This window comes from Thermodesulfobacteriota bacterium (assembly GCA_026415035.1).
Lineage (GTDB): Bacteria > Desulfobacterota > BSN033 > BSN033 > UBA1163 > RBG-16-49-23.
In genome coordinates this window covers 1-21,275 of record JAOAHX010000021.1, presented here as the reverse complement: position 1 = coordinate 21,275, position 21,275 = coordinate 1, and the positions used below count along the sequence as shown (strand labels likewise).

Below are 21,275 nucleotides of genomic sequence, written 5' to 3'. Positions count from 1 at the left end.
CCTTGAAAAAAACCTCAAAAATTGCCTTAATTTTGAATAGTTAGGTCTTCTTACACCCTTTTTAGGAAAAATTAGGCCAAAAAGGAATAGAAATTGCATTTTCCTAAAATCGAGAAGATGTCTCGGAACAAAAAGGTCAAAAAAGAAGAACGTTTCCCCCAGCCTGAGACAGAACATCTCCTTTCGGACATATTCGCCTCCATCCAGGATGGTCTGAGCATCCTCGATCGGGAGTTGACGATCATTCGCGTCAATCCCACCGTGGAACGCTGGTATGCCCATGCCATGCCCCTTGTGGGTAAAAAATGCTACGAAGTCTATTGTAAAAGGGCCGAACGGTGTGAGATCTGCCCCGCCCACCAAACCCTCCAAACAGGCCAGAAAGCCACCGCAGTGGTGCCAAAGGTGGGGGAAAATGCCGAAATAACGGCATGGCTGGAGCTCCACACCTTCCCTTTACTCGACCCTGCGACGAACCAGATCAGGGGGGTGATCGAATATATCCGTGATATCACCTCTTCCATCGAAGATGAAGTATCCCTCCGCCGGAAGGATGCCATCCTGGAGGCCTTGGGCTTTGCTTCAAAATCGTTTTTAGGAGGGACCGGATGGCTTCAGAGCATCGAGGAGGTATTGAGGAGACTGGGGAAGGCCTCCGAGGTGAGTCGGGTCTATATTTTCGAGAATCATCTTGGGCCGGAGGGTGACCTCTTGACGAGCCAAAGGTATGAATGGGTCGATGAGGGGATAGAACCCCAGATCGACAATCCCCAACTTCAAAACTTCTCCTTCCTGAAAATGGGCTTTTCACGCTGGGTAGAGCTCTTGGGTCGAGGCGAGGTGATTCAGGGCCATGTGAAAGAATTTCCAGAAAAAGAGAGAGAGTTTTTAGGTCTCCAGGATATTCAATCCATCCTGGTCGTCCCGGTATTTGTAGGAGAGCGATGGTGGGGGTTCATCGGATTCGACGAGTGTCGCAGGGAACGGACCTGGACCAAGGCCGAGGTAGAAGCCCTTCGCTACGCGGCCGAGATTTTTGGGGCAGCGATTCGCCACAGACGGGCCGAAGAGGCCTTGAAGGCCAGCGAGGAGCGCTACCGGACTCTGGTCGAGGAGAGTTTCGATGGAATCTGGATCCAGAAGGGGATGAAGATTATCTTTGCAAACCGTCGGCTCTACGAGATGCTGGGATATGAAGAAGGCGAGTTGATCGGCCTCGACCACTGGAGGGTTTATCATCCCGACTACCAGAGTCTCACCCGGGAAAGGGCGATGGCCCGATTGCGAGGGGAATCTCCCCCTTCCACCTACGAGGTGAAATTCCTTCGTAAAGATGGCACCTCCTTTTGGGGAGAGATCAACGCCAAAGTGATCAGTTACTTGGAAGAGCCAGGAATTCAGGTCTGGGCCAGGGACATCGATGAGCGAAAAAGGGCAGAAGAGGTTTTGAGAGAAAGCGAAAAGAGATATCGGAGCCTATTCGAAAATGCTGTGGAGGGCATCTACAGGAGTTCGATCGAAGGGCGCTTCTTGGAGGTCAACCCCGCCATGGCCCGCATCTTCGGATATGAATCGCCTGAGGAGATGATCGAAGAGATTAAGGACATCGCTGCACAGTTCTATGCCGAACCCTATCAACGGAAGATCTTCATCCAGGCCTTGAAAGAGGGGGCCGGAAAAGTCCTTGGCCTCGAATATGAAGCCCTTCGAAAGGATGGGACAAAGATCTGGATCCGGGATAGCGCCCGGGCTGTCTTCGGAAAGGATGGGGCCATGCTTTTCCTGGAAGGTTTTATCGAGGACATTACCCTCCGCAAAAGAGCCGAAGAGATCCTCAGGACCGAACGAGAACGATTCAAATCCCTTTTGGAAAATGCTCCCTTCGGGATGGTTCTGATCGGTCAGGAAGGGACATTCCGGTATATCAATTCGAAATTCGTGGAGCTTTTCGGATACGATTCTCAGGATATTCCCGATGGAAGAACCTGGTTCAGAAAGGCCCATCCCGATCCTGACTATCGACGCCAGGTTATCTCCACCTGGCTGGAGGATTCGCGTTGGTTGGCCTCGGGAGAGAAAAGGTCCCGCATCTTTTCCGTTAAATGCCAAGACGGGACCCAAAAGATCGTCAACTTCATGATCGTCCGTTTGGATACTGGCGAACATCTTATGACCTGTGAGGACATCACCGAGCTGAAACGGGCGGAGGAAGCTTTGCGCCAGACCGAAGAACAGCTCCGACATGCACAGAAGATGGAGGCCATTGGACGTCTGGCAGGCGGGATTGCGCACGACTTCAACAATCTCCTCACCGTCATCAAAGGATATGCGGAGCTTTCCTGCTTGCATCTGGACAGGGACAATCTCCTCTATGGAAACCTCGAGGAGATCCTGAAAGCTTCGGAGCGTGCCTCCACCCTGACGCGTCAGCTTCTGGCCTTCAGCCGTCGCCAGATGCTCGAATTCAAGGTGATCAATCTCAATACCCTTCTCAAGGACCTTAACAAGATGCTCCACCGAATTCTCGGAGAAGACATTGAACTGGATTATCACCTTTCCGAGGATCTCGGTAAGATCAAGACCGATCCCGGGCAGATGGAGCAGGTCCTCCTCAATCTGGCGGTCAACGCCAGGGATGCCATGCCGAACGGGGGAAGGCTCATCATCGAAACCTCCAATGTGGACCTAACGGAAGAGGAGGTCCGCAACCGCCTCGAGATGAAGCCTGGCCCCTATGTGAGACTTACCGTCAGCGACAATGGAGTCGGGATGTCGCCCGAGGTCAAGGAAAGGATCTTCGAACCCTTCTTCACAACCAAAGAGAAAGGGAAGGGCACGGGGTTGGGGTTGTCTACAGTCTATGGAATCGTAAAGCAGAGCGGTGGCCACATCGCCGTCTTCAGTGAATTGGGCCTTGGCACGACGTTTAAGATCTACCTCCCCAGAGTCGAAGAGGAGGAGGACCCTCTCTGGCGAAAAGAGAGGTCGAACGGGGTAAAAGGGGGAACCGAGGCCGTTCTTCTTGTGGAGGACGAGCCTGCGGTCCGAGAGCTGGCCGCCCGGGTCCTCCGGGAGCGGGGGTATCGGGTGGAGGTCGCCAAGGATGGAAATGAGGCTTTGGCTGTGATTCGAAATCAACCCCAGATGACCTTTGATCTCCTCCTCACCGATGTGGTCATGCCCGGGATGAGCGGCCGGGAGATCGCCGACGTGCTCAAATCCTCCATGCCCAACCTGAAAGTGCTCTATATGAGCGGCTACACGGAGGATTCGATCCTCCGCCACGGGGTGCTGAGGGAGGGGGTCGATCTCCTTCAGAAGCCCTTTTCCCCTGAAACCCTGGTAAAGAGAGTGAGAGAGATACTGGACAGAGAAGTGGGAGACCCAAAATGAATCGATCTTCGGAACCCCGAACGAAAGAAGTGTTGACCCCAAAAGAAGCGGCCGAATATTTAAGCGTCCATGTCCGGACCCTCTATCGACTTGCCAAAAACGGAGAGATCCCTGGCCGGAAGGTGGGGGGTAGCTGGCGGTTTCAAAAGCAGGCGCTGGACGAGTGGCTCTCCGGGAGAGAAACGCTTTTCCGGGAGGACAAGAAATAATGGAAGATAAGATTCTGGTCGTCGACGACGAGAAAGAGATCCGCGACTTCCTCTTCAAAGCTCTCACCCGACTCGGAGGCTTTCGGGTCTCCTTGGCAGAGAATGGAGAGGAAGCGTTGAAAAAGATCGCCCAGGAGAAGTTCGATCTCGTGTTGACCGACCTGAAAATGCCCGTCCTCGACGGCCTTCAGCTCATCACCGAAATCTCCCGATTAAGGCCGGAGACCCTCACGGTGCTGATGACCGGCCACGGCACGATCGACTCGGCAATCGAGGCGATGAAACAGGGGGCCAGCGATTACCTCACCAAGCCCCTCAATTTAGACGAAATGCTACTCCGGTTAAGAAAGGCCCTGGAGGAGAGGCAACGTTTTGTGAGGATGAGGGATTATGTCGAACAGCTCGAAAAAGCCAATCAGGAACTGAGAAAGATCGACGCCATGAAATCGGAGTTTGTCTCGATCGCCTCCCACGAACTCAGGACTCCCCTGGCCGCGATCAAGAATGCCATCCAGCTCATCCTCTCCGGAAAAACAGGACCGATCAACGAACACCAGACAAGGTTTCTTTCGATGGCCGATCGAAACATCACCCGGCTTACCAACATCTTGAACGACCTTTTGAATCTCTCCAAGATCGAATCCGGGAAAATCGAGCTAAAACTGGAACGGACCGATTTAAAGCCCCTGATAGACCACACCCTCCTGTCCATCAAACCGCAGGCCGATGGGAAATCGCTTCGCCTGGAGACGGAGGTCTCCGAAGGCCTCCCCCCTGTCTACGGAGACAGAGAAAAGATCGAACAGATCCTGGTCAACCTGATCGGCAATGCCATTAAATTCACCCCCGAAGGAGGAAAGATTTCGGTCATCGCGAAATGGTTCTCCGAAGAAAAAGATTGCCGGGGAACTCCCAAAATTGCCATCTCCGTCAGAGACACAGGGATCGGAATTCCCGCAGAACATCTCCATGCCGTGTTTGAGAAGTTCTTTCAGGTGGAAGGGTCCCTCCACCGCTCATCCGGAGGGACCGGTTTGGGGCTGGCCATCACCAAAGGGTTGGTGGAGGCCCATCGCGGAAAAATCTGGGTGGAGAGCGAGGTGGGTAAGGGCAGCACCTTCACCTTTACCCTGCCCATCTACGAGGAAGTCCGGCGGGAGCCCCATTTTCGGTTCGTTCTGGAGGCCGAAATCCGGCGCGCCCAAAAAAAGAATCTTCCCCTTTCCCTCTTGCTGATCGAATTTGTCGACCGGCGCCCAAAAGGTGGGGAGGCCATCCTGGTCGAGCTGGAACATAGAATCAGACAATCGCTCTGCCGAAAATCGGATATGCTCATGAGAAGGGAAGGAGAGGCCACCTTGGTCGCCCTGTGTGAAGCCGATTCGAAGGGGGTTCAATCGATCCGGCAACGGATGGAGGAAGACCTGCGAAAAAACCCCCTCTCGGGCCCGGATGGACCTTTGAGGGTCAAATTTGGATGGGCGAGCTTCCCCGAAGAGGCCTCCACGAAACATGAATTGTTCAGAAAAGCCAGAGAACGATTGAGGAGGGACGCATGAGCCAAAAGAAGATTCTGGTGGTCGACGACGAATTGGACCTGGTGGAGACGTTGCGGTTTTCTCTCGAACTCGAAGGGTTTGAGGTGCTCGTGGCACACAATGGGGAGGACGGGTTAAACCTGGCTCGGAAAGAGAACCCCGATTTGATCCTCCTCGACCTCATGCTGCCCAAGCTCGACGGTTATAAAGTCTGCCGGCTGTTGAAATTTGACGAACGCTACAAACACATCCCCATCCTCATGTTGACCGCCAAGACCCAGGAAAAGGACAAAGCGATGGGCCTGGAGACAGGGGCCAACGAATACATCACCAAACCCTTCGACATGGACGAATTGATAAAAAAAGTGAAAGGCTATCTGAGGTAGACCGGTTCAGGCTTCGGAGGGTATTGAGTCGATGCCCATCTTTCAATATAAAGTTCGGGACCGCAACGGCAAGGCGGTGGAAGGAAGGCTGGAAGCCCCGACCCTTTTGGCGGCTGGAGAACAGCTCCACGGCCTCGGCTATCTCCCGATTTCGATCGACGAAGTCAAAAACTCCTCTCCCCCTTTGGTTTCGGCCCTGACCGAACGGTTTAAAAAAGTGGGCTTGGAAGACCTCGTCCTCTTCAGTCAGCAACTTTCCACCCTCTATAAAGCCGGATTACCCCTTCTCACCGGGCTTGCCAGCTTGAAAGAGCAGACGGAAAACAAGAAACTCCGGGCCGTCCTCGACCAGGTTTGTAAAGATGTGGAGAGTGGAAATCCCCTCTTCGCCTCCATGGCCAAACATCCGGGTGTCTTTTCAGAAATCTATGTCAATATGATTCGGGCGGGCGAGACTTCGGGGCGTCTGGGAGAATCCCTGGACCGTTTTGTCATACTGGCCAACCGGGAGCTGGACACCCGCCGCCGGCTCAAGGAAGCAACGAGGTACCCCAAAATTGTCATCCTTGCGGTCTTGATCGCCTTCGCCATCTTGATCGCCTTTGTCATTCCACGGTTCGCCGCTACCTTCGCCCAGTTTAACATGCCCTTGCCCCTCCCCACCCGGATCATGATAAGGGTCAACGATCTCTTCCAGTCCTTCTGGTACCTCATATTAGGCGTCCTCCTTGGTGGCCTTCTGGTGTTGAAGCGCGCCCTCGGAACCGAACGGGGACGATACCTCTGGGACAAAATAAAGCTCAGGATTCCCATCTTGGGCCCTATCTTTCTGAAGATCGGTCTTTCCCGATTCACAAACACCTTCGGCATGTTAAACCGGACAGGCATCCCCATCCTGCAGGCCCTCGAAATCACTGCGACCACGGTGGATAACGTCATCCTTTCCCAATCGATCCACCGAATTCAGCAAAGCGTGACCGAAGGAAGCAGTCTTACCGAAGCCTTAAAGGAGACCAAACAATTCACCCCCCTGGTGATTCAGATGGTCAACGTAGGGGAATCTTCAGGAACCCTGGATGAGATGTTGGGGCGGGTCACCGATTATTATGACCTGGAGGTCGACCACGCCCTCAAAAAACTTCCGACCTATATCGAACCTTTACTTACATTGGTTTTGGGAGGGGTGGTCCTCTTTCTTGCTTTGGCTGTTTTCCTTCCATGGTGGAACATGGCTTCGTTGTTCAGAGGGTAAACCTAATGGGTTTAAGAGGAATGACATTGATCGAGACCGTGGCCGTCATTTTCCTCCTGGCCATCCTTGCCGCTGTGGCCATCCCTCGCCTCGGTTTCGATTCCCCTTCGAGGACTTCCTTGGAAGGCGCAGCCCAAATGGTGGCCTCCGATATCCGATACGCCCAAGAATTTGCGATGGCCCATCGGGTTTCGAAAAGCGTCAATTTCACTTCGGGCTCGGCCCTCTATACCTTCACCCCCTCCCACTCCCTCGATCCTTCGGGCCGATTACCTTCGGGAGTGACGGTGGGGACGACCATCACCTTCACCTTCAATTCTCTCGGGGAACCGATCGCAGGAGGAGGGGCCTCAGTGATCGTCTCCGGAAGCGGAGGAAGCAAAACGATCAGTGTGGCCCAATATACCGGGAAGGTGAGCGTAAATTGAGCATGAAAACCTTGACCTCTATCATCTCGACCCTACCCTTCCCCGTCAAGAACAGGGGGTTTACTCTCATCGAAATCATCATCCTGATTGTGATGGCGGCGATTCTTTTACCGGTTATTGTCGTTCCTTTTGCCACAGGCATTAAGGGAAGCCAAAAGCCGGAAATGGCGACGACGGCCATCTATCTTGCCCATCAGAAAATGGAAGAGTTGATGAAATTTCATTATACCAATGCTGCTCTCAACCCCGCTTCCCTTCCTCCGTCCTTCTCGGATATCGATCCAATCAATTTCCCCTCATACCAATGGCGATGGGAAATCTTATATGTGAATAGCGACTTCCAAGTGGTCGGGGACGGGATCCAGCCCGGCAATGACAGGGGGTACAAGAGAATCCGGGTTCAGGTGAGAGACCCTCAGAATGACATTTATGAAATCTATTCGGTGGTCACAAGGTTTCCGTAAACAGGGGCAGAATACGTCCCCCCTATTTCGGATTTCAGATTTCGGATTTCGGATTCGAAATTCTGCAATCCGCAATCTGCATTCCACATTCGATAAGGGGTTCACCCTCATCGAAATCATTGTGGTAATCGTCATCCTATCCGTCGTCTCGGCAATCACCATAAAGTTCTTGATTGACAGCCTGAAAATCTATACAATGACCGTCAATCAGAAAATGCTCTACGATGAAGGAAAACTGGCATTGGAGAGAATGGTGAGAGACATCAGGGATGCAAGGAGCATCACGTCGGTCACAGCCAGTTCGATCACTTTTGTAAGAACCAATCCAACAGCTCAGGACAGTGCAGATGAAACCATCATTTTTAGGCTGGACCCCATGAATAACACCATTCTGCAAAAGGTTAAGACTTCTCCTGCAACCACCGCCACAATGGCCAATAATGTCACTGAATTTGCTGTGACAAATACGGCAAACGAGATACAACTTCGATTAAAACTACAAAGGACAAGCGGTGAAGAAGTCATTTTACAGACCAGGGTTTATCCGAAGAATCTCCCAACCAGTTTAACAAATAAAAATTTTAAACAAAACTGGCGTGAGGTACCAAGCAGTTGAGAAGTGATTTTAAAAATAAAGGAAGTATTTTTTCAGATAGGTTGTCATTCCTGCGAAAGCAGGAATCCATATCTTTTTATAGAAAACAAAACTGGATTCCCGTCTTCACGGGAATGACAAAATTGGGAAACAAGGGGAGGCAGGGATGGATTTTATTTAATTCTAAAGGCCTCTCTGTTCTCTTTCTAGTCATTGCCATGTTTTTGATGGTGACCATCGGTTATGTCTTTTCTTATTTGATCCCTACAAAGCAGAAATCCGTGATCTTTTCTATACAATCAACGCAAGCCTATTTCCTGGCACAATCTGGAGTGGAGTACGCTATTCGTATGGCAACGGTTCAAAATTGGTTGACAGCTACTGATCTCAACGCTAATCTGAATGCCGCGGCAAACAGGCAGAGAAACTTGGGGGCTGGACGGTTCACCATCTCCTACACTCCTGATATCCTAACTTCTATAGGAGAAGTCCCTATCGGTACTGAAAAAAGGCGAATTGTTGTCTCTAATTTTACCAGTTTCTTGATCACTTATTTTGGTTCAGCCTCTAATCCCCCCGATAATGGTCCAAATACCAGCAATCCAACTGAGGTTACTCCTCCCGGAAATATGCGGGCAGGCGATCTTGTCCTGATGATCGGTGCATCTCGCGACACTTCGGCATCAATCGCCATGTCTAACTTGGGAGGCCAAAGCTGGACATCGGAGGATCAGGTAAACCATCCTACTGCCAACTGCCGGATAAGGTTATTTTGGTGTACCTTTAATGGCACATGGACTGCCAATCCAAGCGTCTCTTTCGGTAACAACAATCCTCATATAGTCGTCATGCACGTCTTCCGTCCCCCCAGCACCAATATGGTGTGGCAACGAGATGTGTTGCAGGCCTCCGGTAACTATTCGGCTCCCTCTTCACCGTTTACCGTCACAATCCCAGGGATTACCACAGTCACGGACGGAGCTCTTGTCTTTGCAACATGGGCCTCCTCGGATAACAATACCTGGGGATCACTGACAGCCGGGTGGACTACTCCGGGCTTGGCTCAATACCGGACCACTTCGGGCGCAGATCTATCTCAATCCCATGCTTTTAGGGTCATGGCGCCCCCAGGCGCTACCGGCAGCGTCAGCAAAAATCAGGCGACACTTGGAGGAGATCCTGGAGTTTATTTGATCATTGCTTTTAGGGCGGTAGTAATATGATTTTAGAGTTCAGCGCCCTTTTAAAATTTAGGTGGTAAATATGCCAGAAACGATCGGATTAGACATTGGTTCTCATTCCATTAAATTAGTGGGGTTAAAGAAGACCTCAAGGGGGCCCTTTCTTTCCTGCCTGGGGTTGAAGAGGATCCCCCAGGGGATCGATAGGGAGGACACCCAGGCTCTGGCCATCCTCCTCAGAGATCTTATGGAGGAAACAGGCCTCCAAACGAAGAAGGTCAGACTGACGGTCTCCGGTTCAGGAATCCAGATTCGACGTTTGACCCTGCCTGCCATGCCCAAAAGGGAACTCGCCAAGGCCCTCCCCTGGGAGATGAAAAGCCATCTCCCCTATCCCCCTGAAACCGCCCAGATTCGATCACACCTCCTCGGAGAATTCGTCGAGGAAGGGACGAAAAGGCTTGACCTGCTCGTCGTGGCTTGCCCGAATTCCTTGATCGACCGAACCCTTTCCATCGCTACCGGCGCGGGGTTGCGGGTATCCCATCTCGATGTGAATGCCTTTGCTCTTTGGAACCTGTTGTTGTTGGGAGACCGGTTAAAAATCGGGGAGACGACCGCTTTAATTGACCTCGGCTCCGAGAAAATCAGCCTCTATCTTTTTAAGGACTTGACCCTCCAGTTCAGCCGCGAGATCACCCCTGCCGGAGCCGACCTCACCCGGGCGATCACCGACGGAATCCCCTTCGAAAGAGACCTCGCCTTTCTCTTTGAAAAAGCGGAGAAGATCAAAGAGGAAGTGGGGATCCCATCCGAAGTCCAGGGGGCGGGAACTCCTGAGCGAGAGGAGATCGATCTCTCAAAGATCGCTTTTCTGATGCGACCCGTTCTGGAGAGATGGGTTTCAGAGATCGGCCGTTCCTTTGACTTTTACCAAACTCAGTTCTATGGAGAGCGGATCGATCGGGTCCTTCTGACCGGCGGCGGGGCCCATCTGAAAAACCTCTCCCCCTACCTCGAAGGAGAACTGGGGCTTCCGGTTGAGATTTTTAATCCCCTCAAGGGGATGCCTTTCGAGGCCAAATCCATCGATCCAGGAGGTGTGGAGCAGAGGGGTTCAATGTTTGCCTCTGCGGCCGGAGTAGCCCTCTCGGGGCCGAAACAAATCGAGTTTCTACCGGAGAAAGAACCGCTCTGGTTAAAAGTGGCCAATGAAAAAAGCCTCTATGTGGCCGTCCCTATCCTGACAGGCCTTATCTTTTTGGGGACCCACCTATACAAAACCGATCAAGTGGCCATGCTTCAGAGAGAGCGAGATGAAAAAATGGCCAAGGTGGAGAAGCTGGAGGCCCTCAGAACCAAGCTCGCCCTTTTAAAGGAAAAAGAGGCCAAAATCGCCCAGGACCTTTCCCTTTACCCTTCTGCCATCGCCCCCCCCTTTCCCTACAGGAGATTGCTCCGAGAAATCACCAGCCTCATCCCGGAAAACGTGACCTTAACGAGCCTGGAAGTACAAACGACCTCACCCCCTTTGACCAAGACGGGCCAAGACCCAAAAATCCAGGAGACCGTTCCTGGAAAGAGGATTCTCCACCTTAAGGCCCTTGCCTTCGGTCCTGTCCAACACGGCCTCACGGCCATTGCTCAAATCATCGAAGGACTTGAAAGGTCCCCTTTCTTCCACCACGTGAAACTGAACTCGACCAATGAGAATAGGGTATTTAACCATTCAGCGGTTGAATTCGAAATCCTTTGTGAAATCGAGGATACTCAAATCTCACAGGAGAAACCGTAAATCATGGCGTTGAAAAGGCGAGAAAAGATCTTGTTGCTGGGTTTGTCGATCGCGGTGGCGATCTTCCTCTTCGACCGGATTTTCGATACCCCTGCGAACCGGAAGATTTCGGCCCTGAGGGGGGAAATTCAATCGGCGGAGGCCAAATTGAGCGAACTTGCCCTTCTGGCCAAAGAAGCCGAAACGGCAGAGGCGGAACTCCTCAAACGGGAAGAGGAACTGGAGAGGCTTTCAGCACGGACACACAGGGGGGAAGAGTTCAGAACGTTCCTGAAACACCTTGCCCGGGAGAGCGACCCTTTTCAGATGAAGGTGATTTCGATCACTCCTTTCGAAGAGAAAATCGCCCTCCCCGAAGAAAAAAAGGAAACCCCCTCCTCCTCGAGATTACGGAAGGTGACCGTCCAATTGGTTCTTCACGCCACTTTTTCCAAGATCGAATCTTATTTAAAAGGGGTGGAAGAGCTTCCTTTCCCCGTTCATGTAGAGAGGCTCCAGATCGAAAGGGCTGAAGAGGTCCAACCTCTCCTAAAAGTGACCCTGGCTCTGAAGATGTATATACAAGGACAGAGGCCGACATGAAACGTATAAGAGTCCTATCGATTGCTATGTTAGCAGGGGTGATGATGGCGGGATGGATCGCCCTTTTAACCCAAGAGGTCGGTTTTACCCAGCCCAAGAAGAGAGACCCTGGGCCACCGCGAAGGGATCCTTTTGCCCTCCCTCCGGGCATCCGTCATCACTCCCAGGAGACCCCTTCCATCCCGGTGGGGAGCCCCTCCCAACCTCCCGCGGAGATAAAACCGGCCGAAACCCAGTCCCCGGAGCCCACTTTCAAACTGAAAGCCATTCTGATCCGAGACCATGTGCGCCTTGCCTCTATTGGACGCTCTCTCGTCACCATCGGGGACACGGTGGAAGGCGAGAAAGTGGTGGAGATTCGACCCGACCGGGTGATTCTTGAAAAGGAAGGGAAAAAGAGGACCCTCTATCTGGACCAGAGTCCGATCCAAATCAAGGTGGAGGACAGGTAACGCCCTGAAAGGAGAAAGGCATGAGAACGAAGATTTTTTTAATCTGCCTGATAATTCAGATAGGAATGGCAAGTTGCGCTTCCCCTCCCAAAAAGGAGCGGACCCCCCTGCCCTCTCAAAAGTTGGAACTCGCCAAACCCCAGCCTCCCTCTGAGACGAAATTGAAGGAATTGATGATTCCCCAAAAAGAAGAGGCCCGGAAGGCTCCAGAAAAGCTCTATTCTTTCTTCGCCCGGGATGCCAATATTCAGGAGATCCTCTTGGCCTTCTCCAAAGAAAGCGACTTCAATATTGTCATCGATCCGGAATTGACGGGCAAGATCACCATCGATCTTAAACGGGTCACCTTGACAGAGGCTCTGGATGCCCTCCTCACCCCCTTAGGTTGGACCTATCGAATAGAAGACAAATTTATCCGGATCCTGAGGCCCCAGATGGAAACCCGCCTCTTTACGCTCAACTACCTCGCTACCCGACGGAGCGGGAAAAGGGAGATCTATGCCAGCACGGGTGGAGGACAGCAAAACATCGTTCTCCCCGGATCGCAACCAGGGGCCGGAATCATGCCCCTTTCACCGGGGGGGAGGACGGGTTTCAGCGATCTCGTGAGCGTGGATGAGATGGACCTCTGGAAAGAGATCCAGAGGGGGCTGGAGACAATCGTCTTCGGCTCGGCGGAAGAGCGATCCCCTTCGGAACCCGAAAAAACCTCTTGGACGCGGGCCGACAAGACGGGCAAAAAACTGATCATCAATAAATCGACCGGCCTCATCCTAGTGACGGATTATCCGATCAACCTCAATAAGATCGCCTCCTATCTCGAAACGGTCGAAGGAAGTTCTCAGAGGCAGGTCACCATTCAGGCCAAGATTTTCGAAGTCATCCTTTCGGATGAAAACAAAGAAGGCATCAACTGGAAGGTGATCGAGGGGCTTCCGCGGATCTCGAACCTCTCCTGGGGGTTGGTCAACAAGGCGGGGACCACTGGATTTCCAGGGATCGTAGGGGGATTTACCCTCGGCGATACCACCAGCGGCACCACCATCGATACCCCAGGAACTTTCAAGATCAGACCTTTTGGTGGGACCCTTGCCATCGGAACGGACGTAGCCCTCTCCGATATCATGTCGGCCATCGCCGAGCAAGGAGATGTCAAAGTCCTCTCCAGCCCCACCATCTCCACCCTGAACAACCAGAAGGCCATCATCCGGGTGGGAAACCAGGACGTCTTCTTCATCTCCGGAGTGGTGGCGGCAGGTGGGGATACGGTGATCCAGACCTATCATCCCGTGACGATCGATGTGGGCATCATTCTGGATGTCACCCCCCAGATCGCCGAGGATGGGACGATCATCATGAACATCCATCCCAGCATCACCGAAAAGACCGGGGAGAAGGTGACGCCGGACGGGAAAACTACCTTTCCCCTCTTGAGCATCAGGGAGACCGATACCACGGTAAGGGTCAAGGATGGACAGACCATCATCATCGCCGGCCTGATGCAGGAGAAGAAGGAGGAGGCCTATGTGGGCGTTCCCGTCCTGCAATCGATTCCGATCCTAGGCGGGTTGTTCCGCCACAAAACGGAGAAAAAGAAAACGGCCGAGCTGGTCATCATGATCACCCCTACCCTTCAGGTAGGTAAGAAGATCGAAGAGATTCCAAAAAGATGAGAGGTTGAATTCGTCACGGATTTCGCATTCGGACTTTCGAATCGGATGGGGAAGCGATGTACCTTGACTTTTATGGTTTGAAAGAGAAGCCCTTCTCCCTTACGCCCGACCCCCAGTTTCTCTATTTGAGCGAAAACCACCGGACGGCCATCGAATCCCTGCTTTACGGCATCCGGCAGAGGGAAGGCTTTATGGTCGTGACCGGCGATGTCGGGACGGGAAAAACGACCCTCTGTCGGGCCCTCATCGAAAAACTGGATGGCAGGGTCAAAACGGCCGTGATCTTCAACTCCTTTCTCACGGAGGGAGAGTTGTTACGGGCGATCCTCCAGGACCTTGGATTCAAGGCCATCGGGAGGACGAAGGCCGAAAGGATCGATGCCCTTAACCGCTATCTCCTCGATCAGCTCTCCCAAGGCCACCAGGTCCTTCTCATCATCGACGAAGCCCAGAATCTCTCCGTCCCGGTTCTGGAACAGATCCGGATGCTTTCCAATCTTGAAACGACCAAGGAGAAATTGCTCCAGGTCATCCTGTTCGGGCAGCTCGAACTCGACCAGAAACTCCGGTCTCCCAAATTGAAACAACTGAACCAGAGGATCGCCCTCCGGCAACACCTCCTCCCCCTCGACCGGAAGGAGACCGAGGCCTATATCTATCAACGCCTTGCGGTCGCCGGCTCGCATGGAGGGATCACCTTCTCCAAGGCTGCTCTGGACCAGATCTACCGTTATTCGAAGGGGATCCCGAGGTTGATCAATCTTCTCTGCGATCGCATCCTCCTCGGAGGGTTCGTGGAGGAGGTCTTCCATTTCGATCGCCGCCTGGTGAAGAGGGCGATCGAAGATCTCGGGGGCAATGGCAAAGACTCCCGATTCTCCTCCCCTTCGACCTGGAAAAGGTTTTTCCCGCCCCTCCGCATCGTTCTCCTCACGATCCTCTGTCTCCTCCTGACAGGGATGTTGATTCTGAACTTTGGACCGCCTTCCTCTCTTCGGGAGGCCCAAGAGTTCATCCATGATCGGTTCGGAAAACTCTACAGGAAAGGGGCAGAAGAAAAACCCTCCCTCTTCAATCCTTCGACCCCTCATGGGGACGCCCAAAGGGAAACGATTTGGGCTTTCTCGGAGGAATTAAGATGAGCTTGATCATGGAGGCCCTCAAGAAGGTCCAGCAACAACGAAGCCAGGAGGTCGCAGGAGGGCCTTTCTTTAAAAAGGGGTCGAAGCGGAAGGAAAAAAAAAGGCGAGGGTTCCTCATGGCGGGGGCAGGCGTAAGTCTCGGGATCCTTTTACTGGCCCTCGGGTGGCTTTTCTTTCCCTCTTCCCCATCCCCTCCTTCTCAAACCGGAGGGTCTGAAGGGAAAGAATCCGTTCTGGTCCGATCTTTTCCGATGACTCCAGAGAGTCACCGAGATGCCGAGAAACCCACGGCCATAGAGGAACCGAAATCCCTTCCCTCTGAGGTCCCACCCTCTTTCAGGCTCTCTCTATACGAAATGATGGCAATTCAGAATCAGGGGGGGAGGGAGGGCGTTTCGGTAACCTCCCTTCCGGTGAAAGAAAAAACTCAACTGGCTAAAAAGGGAGAAGAGGCGGGTATGGGGTTAAAAGAAGGTTGGGATATGATTCCTCCCCCTCCCCCTATTCCCAAACCCGAACCCCCTTCCAAACCCCTGTCGGTTGTGGAAATCTCGGGCAAGGAGAACCCTCTCTCCCTCGAGGTGATCCGATTATTCAATATGGGGGTCACCTCTCATAAACAGAGGGAGATGACCGAGGCCATCCTGGCCTACCAGAGGGCCCTTGAACTCGATCCCTCCTTCGTGGAGGCCTATAATAATCTTGGGATCCTCTACCAGGAAATCGGGGATTTTGAAAAGGCCCTTCAGAATTACCAGAAAGCGATCGAAATCAATCCAAAATACGATAAAGCCTTCAACAACGTCGGAATCCTTCTCCATCTTCGGGGTGAAACGGATCAGGCGATCGAGGCCTTCCAAAAGGTCCTTGCCCTCAATCCAAAGCACATCGAAAGCCTGATCAATCTCGGAACCCTCTATAAAAAGAAAGGGTTCTTGGAGAAAGCCCTCGAATCTTATCAGAAAGCCCTCTCCCTCAATCCCCGCCATGGGGAAACCCATTACAATTTGGCGCTCCTTTACGAACAGATGGGAAACCGGGATCAAGCCGCCCATCACTATGAACAATTTATTCTCCTTGCCTCGGGCACCTATCCCGAACTGGCCTCGAGGGTGAGAGGACATCTTCAACAGATCAAACCAAAAAGATGAGGGAGAGGCTCGGAGATGGGCTGAGGTTGTTTTGGGGTGAGGATCCGGAGGAGTTATGGCTCAGAAGAAGAGTTTTGGGGAATTTCTGGTGGATTGTGGGGTAATCACGGCAGACCAGTTAAAAAAAGCGATCCAGGAACAGAGACAGGGAGGCGAAAGACTCGAACAGACCCTCATCCGAAAAGGCTATGTGAAGGAGGAACCTCTCTACCAATGCCTTGCGGACTATTTCGATCTCCCCTACGTGGACCTCGACACCTATTTAATTGACGAGGGAATCGTGCAGAGCATACCGGAGGAGCTGGCCAGGCGACACACCCTCATCCCCCTTTTTAAAATAGGGACGACCCTCACGGTGGCCATCGACAATCCTCTCAACATCGCCGCCCTGGACGAGCTGCGAAATCGGATCAAGACCGACGTCGAAATCGCGATCAGCACGGAGAAAAAGATCAAGAAAGCGATTGAACAATATTATGGAATGAGGGGAACCTCGTTGGATAGCACCGTCCGGCAAAGTCTTTCGCAACCCCTCACCGAGCCCGTAAGGGAGCCTGCGGAATATCGGAAAACCTACGACCTCCAAGGAAAGGAACCGATCGCGGGGCCGGTGGAGGGTGCGCCCGCAGCCAGGATTTTAGATCTCGTGATGATGCAGGCCATTTCAGACCGGGCCAGCGACATCCACATCGAGCCGGACGAGAAGTCCTTGCGGATTCGTTTCCGGATCGATGGCCTCCTCTATGAAACCATGACCCTGCCCAAAGCGGTCCATCCTTCGATCACGGCACGCATCAAAATCCTGGCCGAGATGGACATCGCGGAGACCCGGCTTCCCCAAGATGGGAACTTCAACGTCCGAATGGACCAGAGGGGGTTCGAAATCAGGGTCTCCACCTTTCCCACCATTTATGGAGAGAATGTGGTCCTCCGTCTCCTCGACCAAACCAGCCCCCTTCTCACCCTCGAGGAGCTGGGGTTCTCGGAAGAGATGTTGGGTCAATTTAAACGGCTCCTCAGAAGGACGGCGGGCATGATTCTGGTGACAGGGCCTACGGGAAGCGGGAAGACGACCACCCTTTACGCCTCCCTCAACCTGATCAACTCCGTGGACAAAAACATCATCACCGTCGAAGATCCGGTCGAATATCGCCTTCCTTTAATTCGTCAGACCCAGATCAACCCGAAGGCCGGGATCACCTTTGCCACCGGCCTCCGTTCCATCCTCCGGCAGGATCCGGATGTGATCATGGTGGGAGAGATCCGAGATCTCGAAACCGCTCAGATTGCCATTCAGGCCGCTCTCACCGGGCATCTGGTCCTCAGCACCCTCCATACCAACGATGCCCCGGAGGCCATCACCCGCCTTCTCGATATCGGCGTCGAGCCTTACCTCATCTCCTCCTCGGTGATCGGGGTCCTGGCCCAGCGGCTGGTCCGGACCATCTGCTCCCAGTGTAAAACCTCCTATCCTCCCGACGAGGCGACCCTTAAGGAACTAAGAGGGGTCATCCCCAAACCAGAGGGCTCCCTTTCTTTGTACCGGGGCAAAGGGTGCAAGCAGTGCAAGCAGTCCGGTTACTTAGGCCGGACAGGAATCTATGAACTTCTTTCGGTGGACGAAAGGATTAAGCGCCTCATCTCGGAAAGGGCCTCCGCCGAGCTCATTCGCTTAAAGGCCCGTGAGACGGCCGGGTTGAAATCGCTTCGAGAGGACGGATTGTTAAAAGTGGTCAAGGGAATCACCACTCGGGAGGAAGTGGATCGAGTGGCGTATTAGCGGAAAAGATTAAACTTGACGATCCAGTAAAGGGCGGCGAGCCCGTCCTTCCAGTTGATCTTCTTTCCCTCGGAATAGTCCCTTCCCCAGTAGGAGATGGGGACCTCGTAAACCCGACATCCCATCTTCGCGATCTTGGCTGTGATTTCAGGTTCAAACCCGAACCGATTACTTTCAATCTTGATCTTCTTTAACACTTCGGAACGAAAGACTTTATAACCTGTTTCCATATCCGAGAGATTGAGATCGGTAAGCATGTTGGAGAAGGTGGTGACCACCTTATTCCCTACGTAATGCCAAAAATAGAGAACCCGGTGGGGTCCTCCCAGAAAACGGGAGCCATAGACCACATCGGCCATCCCCTCTAAAATCGGCCCGATGAGCTTTGGGTATTCGGAGGGATGATATTCCAGGTCCGCATCCTGGATGATCACGATGTCTCCGGTGACGTGAGGCAGTGCTGTGCGGATGGCCGCCCCTTTCCCGCGGTTCTTTTCGTGGTGAAGGACCTTGAGCCCCCTGCCCTGTTCCAAGAGGAGCGTGGCTGTCCCGTCCGTAGAACCGTCGTCAACGACGATGATCTCTTTTTCGAGAGGAGATTCCCTCACCCTTCGTAGGACTTCGAGGATGGTCCTCGCCTCGTTATATACCGGGATGATGATCGAGAGTTTCATCCCTTCCTCCCCCTTCCTGAGGACATCTTCTCTGCTTGAAATAAAAGGCCAGGTTTAAAGCCCCCATGATTCCCAAGAAAGTGAGGGTGATGCCCAGCTTGAAGCTGAGGGGATCGTATAGAAAATCGATTCGGTGGGTCCCTTTGGTGAGAGGAACCGCTCGAAAGTGGTAGTTAGCCCGAAGGATCCTTTCCTCTCGTCCATTTACATAGACCTTCCAACCCGGAAAATAGGTGTCACTTAAAACCAAAAAAACCTCTTCTTTCGTCTCAGCCCTCAGGGACAGCCGGTTATTGGTCTCTTGGAGGATCTCGACCTTCCCTCCCCCTGCCCCGGGGCCAGGCGGAACCTTCTCCCAAAGGAGAGGGTCTTCGAGCAGAACCTTTCGGAGGGGAGAAAATTCTTTTGTCAACAAGGTCGCCAGAAGACCTTGGGGGTCCATCACCTCGAACTCCTTGACGAACCAGGCCCTCTGGACCGGGGGCTTGTAGCGGTAAAGCTTGATGGTATTTTGTTTCAGGAGGTCTTCCCGCCTCCCCTCCAGACCTTCGAGCCTCGCATAGACAAGTTCATAATCGGGATCCTCAATAAAAGTCACCGAGACGATATATCGGATCCCATAAAGGAGCGGCAGGTTGCTGGCCGAGATGGAAGGAAGCCCAATGAACGCTCTGTAGAGATCGTCGTTCCTTTTCAATCGAATGACATCGGTACCCCAGATATCGTGAAACCGATAAAGGAGACTGAACGAAGGAAGGTTCGTCTCCTTAATAACATCGAAGGGAGTCTCGCTGACGAAGAGCACGGGCGTCTCCATCTGGGTGGTCTTGGCCGTGGAGAAGACCCTTAAGGAGGGAGAATCCGAGGCGATGATTTCGGTGACCTTCGTTGTTTTGAAATAGTCCGACGTCTTCTCCTTCCCATAAAAGCCCATGTTCCCGAAGAGGTCGCCGACCAGAAACAGGAGGAGCAGCCCTTGGACCCACCCTTTCCAACCCGTTTCGTAACCCACCCTCAGCAGGAGGAAGAAAAGGGTCAGGTAGAAGAGGAATCGCTTGGCATGGTGAAGATTGATGGAAAGATGATTGAACTCAGGAAGGTCCACCCCTTTGGCCCTGAGAAAAGCCTCGACCTCCTCGTGACCCACCACAAGGCCCAGAAGTCCCAGACCGGAAACAAGAGAGAAGGCGATCAGAAGATGTTTCAGCACCGGATGGCCCCCCACTGGGGAGAACTGCCGGATCCTATCGAAACCCAGACCTGTCGTGAGGGAAAGACAAAGGATAAAGATGTAAAGGAACTTTACTGGATAACGGATCCCGTTGAAGAACGGAAGGTATCCATAGACCCAAGGGTATAGGGGATTGAATTGGCCGAGGGCCAGAAAAAGGGAGAAGATCATCAGGGCAAGGAAGAGCTTGCGTTGAGAGCCGAAAACAAAGAAGAGACCGGTCAGGATAAAAGGGAGCCCTCCGGTATACATCGTCTTGAGCCAGCATTGGACCGACCAGTACTTCTGCATGTCCAGGAAATAACCATAGGCGTCGGGCAGGAAGAAGAGAAGGATGTCCTTCGGTGCAAAACTCCAGATTGTCGCCTCTTGATAGGTGATCCCCTGCCCCCTGATGGAGTGCATCCAGAGCTCCAGAAAAGGAATGAGCTGAATCGCGGAAAAGAAGAGGAAGGCCAAGGTCAGGGCCGAAAAAAATTTGAGGCGATGGAGATAAAGGGAAAAAAGGGCTTTCCCCTTTTTTCCAAAGGGATGGGAAGAAACCGGAGGAAGCAGGATCATCACCAGGAAGAGAACGAAAAAATTCCCGTACACCACCTCCAGGCCTCCGCCCAGAAAGGAAACGGTCATGAGGGCGGCGGTGAAGAGGACGTTCTTGAACCCGAAACTCCTCATCGTTCTTCTAAAGAAAAGGAGGATCAAAGGCGTCCAGGTCACGGAAAGAAGAATATTGAGAAGGCTATGGACAGAGAGGAGATAGCCCCCGAGCATGAACGTGAACCCTGATATCAGAGAGGCGGTGAAACTCCCCCCCCATTCCTTCATGAGGAAGTAGGTGAACCACCCGGCTAAAAAGAAATGAAGGACGATGACGGTGTTGAAGCCTATGTCGAAAGGGAGGATCAAAAGGAGGATATTCAGGGGATATAACAAGCCGTGTTGGGGATTGGCCAGGAAAGGGTGGCCGGTAAATTGATGAGGATTCCAGAGAGGGAAATCGAATCGTTTCAGACTTTCCACCCAGAAAAACCTGGGAGGAATAAAATAGGCAGCCAGATCCCTTTCCGTGAGGAGGGATCTCTCAACCAGCAGATCACAAAAAAAAAGAATCGCCGTGGCCAAAAGGAGCAGACCAGCCACGAAATCAGTTGGGTCGATTCTACCTTTAAAAAACGAGGACCGATTTACCAAACCCCAGTCCTTATGGCGTTACCAAGTGCTAAAGGTTCCGGTCCCTGCGGTGATACTCCCGATGGTCAATGGGGGCTGTGGGGTCGGGGTCAACGTAAATGTGTAAATATTTCCCCTTACCGTCATCGTAAAACGAGTGGCAGCCGCAGTCCAGCTGC

At 52.7% G+C, this 21,275-nt stretch carries 18 protein-coding genes; 16 read left to right on the top strand and 2 right to left on the bottom strand.

Annotation, left to right across the window (positions count from 1 at the left end; all coding sequences use genetic code 11):
* Positions 1–117 precede the first annotated feature (117 nt).
* From N3G78_11690 to N3G78_11615, 16 genes are all read left to right on the top strand, one after another.
* Complete coding sequence (locus N3G78_11690) at positions 118–3,393, top strand: PAS domain S-box protein (GenBank protein ID MCX8118582.1); 3,276 nt, start codon at positions 118–120, stop codon at positions 3,391–3,393.
* Entirely contained in the window at positions 3,390–3,602 is a 213-nt protein-coding gene (locus N3G78_11685) for a helix-turn-helix domain-containing protein (GenBank protein MCX8118581.1), read from the top strand. Before N3G78_11690 ends, N3G78_11685 begins: the two co-directional genes overlap by 4 nt.
* Positions 3,602–5,161 (top strand): hybrid sensor histidine kinase/response regulator, encoded by a 1,560-nt coding sequence (locus tag N3G78_11680; protein ID MCX8118580.1) that lies wholly within the window; start codon positions 3,602–3,604, stop codon positions 5,159–5,161. Before N3G78_11685 ends, N3G78_11680 begins: the two co-directional genes overlap by 1 nt.
* The gene (locus N3G78_11675) at positions 5,158–5,526 is read left to right on the top strand and encodes a response regulator (GenBank protein MCX8118579.1); all 369 of its coding nucleotides are present in this window, start codon (positions 5,158–5,160) and stop codon (positions 5,524–5,526) included. Before N3G78_11680 ends, N3G78_11675 begins: the two co-directional genes overlap by 4 nt.
* A 31-nt stretch (positions 5,527–5,557) precedes the next feature.
* Positions 5,558–6,778, top strand: a complete 1,221-nt coding sequence (locus N3G78_11670; GenBank protein MCX8118578.1) for a type II secretion system F family protein — start codon at positions 5,558–5,560, stop codon at positions 6,776–6,778.
* Positions 6,779–6,798: 20 nt separating this feature from the next.
* Positions 6,799–7,206 (top strand): type II secretion system GspH family protein, encoded by a 408-nt coding sequence (locus N3G78_11665; protein ID MCX8118577.1) that lies wholly within the window; start codon positions 6,799–6,801, stop codon positions 7,204–7,206.
* A 2-nt stretch (positions 7,207–7,208) separates the two neighbouring features.
* Positions 7,209–7,670, top strand: a complete 462-nt coding sequence (locus N3G78_11660; protein MCX8118576.1) for a type II secretion system GspH family protein — start codon at positions 7,209–7,211, stop codon at positions 7,668–7,670.
* Positions 7,636–8,286 carry a prepilin-type N-terminal cleavage/methylation domain-containing protein gene (locus N3G78_11655; protein ID MCX8118575.1) on the top strand — a complete coding sequence of 217 codons (651 nt, stop codon included), beginning with the start codon at positions 7,636–7,638 and terminating at the stop codon, positions 8,284–8,286. Before N3G78_11660 ends, N3G78_11655 begins: the two co-directional genes overlap by 35 nt.
* Positions 8,283–9,488, top strand: a complete 1,206-nt coding sequence (locus tag N3G78_11650) for a hypothetical protein (GenBank protein ID MCX8118574.1) — start codon at positions 8,283–8,285, stop codon at positions 9,486–9,488. The genes N3G78_11655 and N3G78_11650 overlap by 4 nt, the downstream gene beginning before the upstream one ends.
* A gap of 40 nt (positions 9,489–9,528) precedes the next feature.
* Positions 9,529–11,241 (top strand): type IV pilus assembly protein PilM, encoded by a 1,713-nt coding sequence (gene pilM, locus N3G78_11645; GenBank protein ID MCX8118573.1) that lies wholly within the window; start codon positions 9,529–9,531, stop codon positions 11,239–11,241.
* 3 nt (positions 11,242–11,244) lie between these two features.
* On the top strand, positions 11,245–11,823 hold the full coding sequence (locus tag N3G78_11640) for a hypothetical protein (protein ID MCX8118572.1): 579 nt from the start codon (positions 11,245–11,247) through the stop codon (positions 11,821–11,823).
* Entirely contained in the window at positions 11,820–12,275 is a 456-nt protein-coding gene (locus tag N3G78_11635) for a hypothetical protein (GenBank protein MCX8118571.1), read from the top strand. The genes N3G78_11640 and N3G78_11635 overlap by 4 nt, the downstream gene beginning before the upstream one ends.
* Before the next feature lie 65 nt (positions 12,276–12,340).
* On the top strand, positions 12,341–13,948 hold the full coding sequence (locus N3G78_11630) for a secretin and TonB N-terminal domain-containing protein (GenBank protein ID MCX8118570.1): 1,608 nt from the start codon (positions 12,341–12,343) through the stop codon (positions 13,946–13,948).
* 56 nt (positions 13,949–14,004) lie between these two features.
* Entirely contained in the window at positions 14,005–15,090 is a 1,086-nt protein-coding gene (locus N3G78_11625; GenBank protein MCX8118569.1) for an AAA family ATPase, read from the top strand.
* A gap of 458 nt (positions 15,091–15,548) precedes the next feature.
* A complete protein-coding gene (locus N3G78_11620; GenBank protein ID MCX8118568.1) occupies positions 15,549–16,241 on the top strand; it encodes a tetratricopeptide repeat protein in 693 nt (230 codons plus the stop codon).
* Positions 16,242–16,296: 55 nt separating this feature from the next.
* A complete protein-coding gene (locus N3G78_11615) occupies positions 16,297–18,021 on the top strand; it encodes an ATPase, T2SS/T4P/T4SS family (GenBank protein MCX8118567.1) in 1,725 nt (574 codons plus the stop codon).
* On the opposite strand, the gene N3G78_11610 is transcribed toward N3G78_11615, so the two are convergent.
* Positions 18,018–18,695 carry a glycosyltransferase family 2 protein gene (locus tag N3G78_11610; GenBank protein ID MCX8118566.1) on the bottom strand — a complete coding sequence of 226 codons (678 nt, stop codon included), beginning with the start codon at positions 18,693–18,695 and terminating at the stop codon, positions 18,018–18,020. The genes N3G78_11615 and N3G78_11610 overlap by 4 nt on opposite strands.
* Positions 18,664–21,066, bottom strand: coding sequence for a YfhO family protein (locus tag N3G78_11605; GenBank protein ID MCX8118565.1), 2,403 nt, complete (start codon positions 21,064–21,066; stop codon positions 18,664–18,666). The genes N3G78_11610 and N3G78_11605 overlap by 32 nt, the downstream gene beginning before the upstream one ends.
* Positions 21,067–21,275 lie beyond the last annotated feature (209 nt).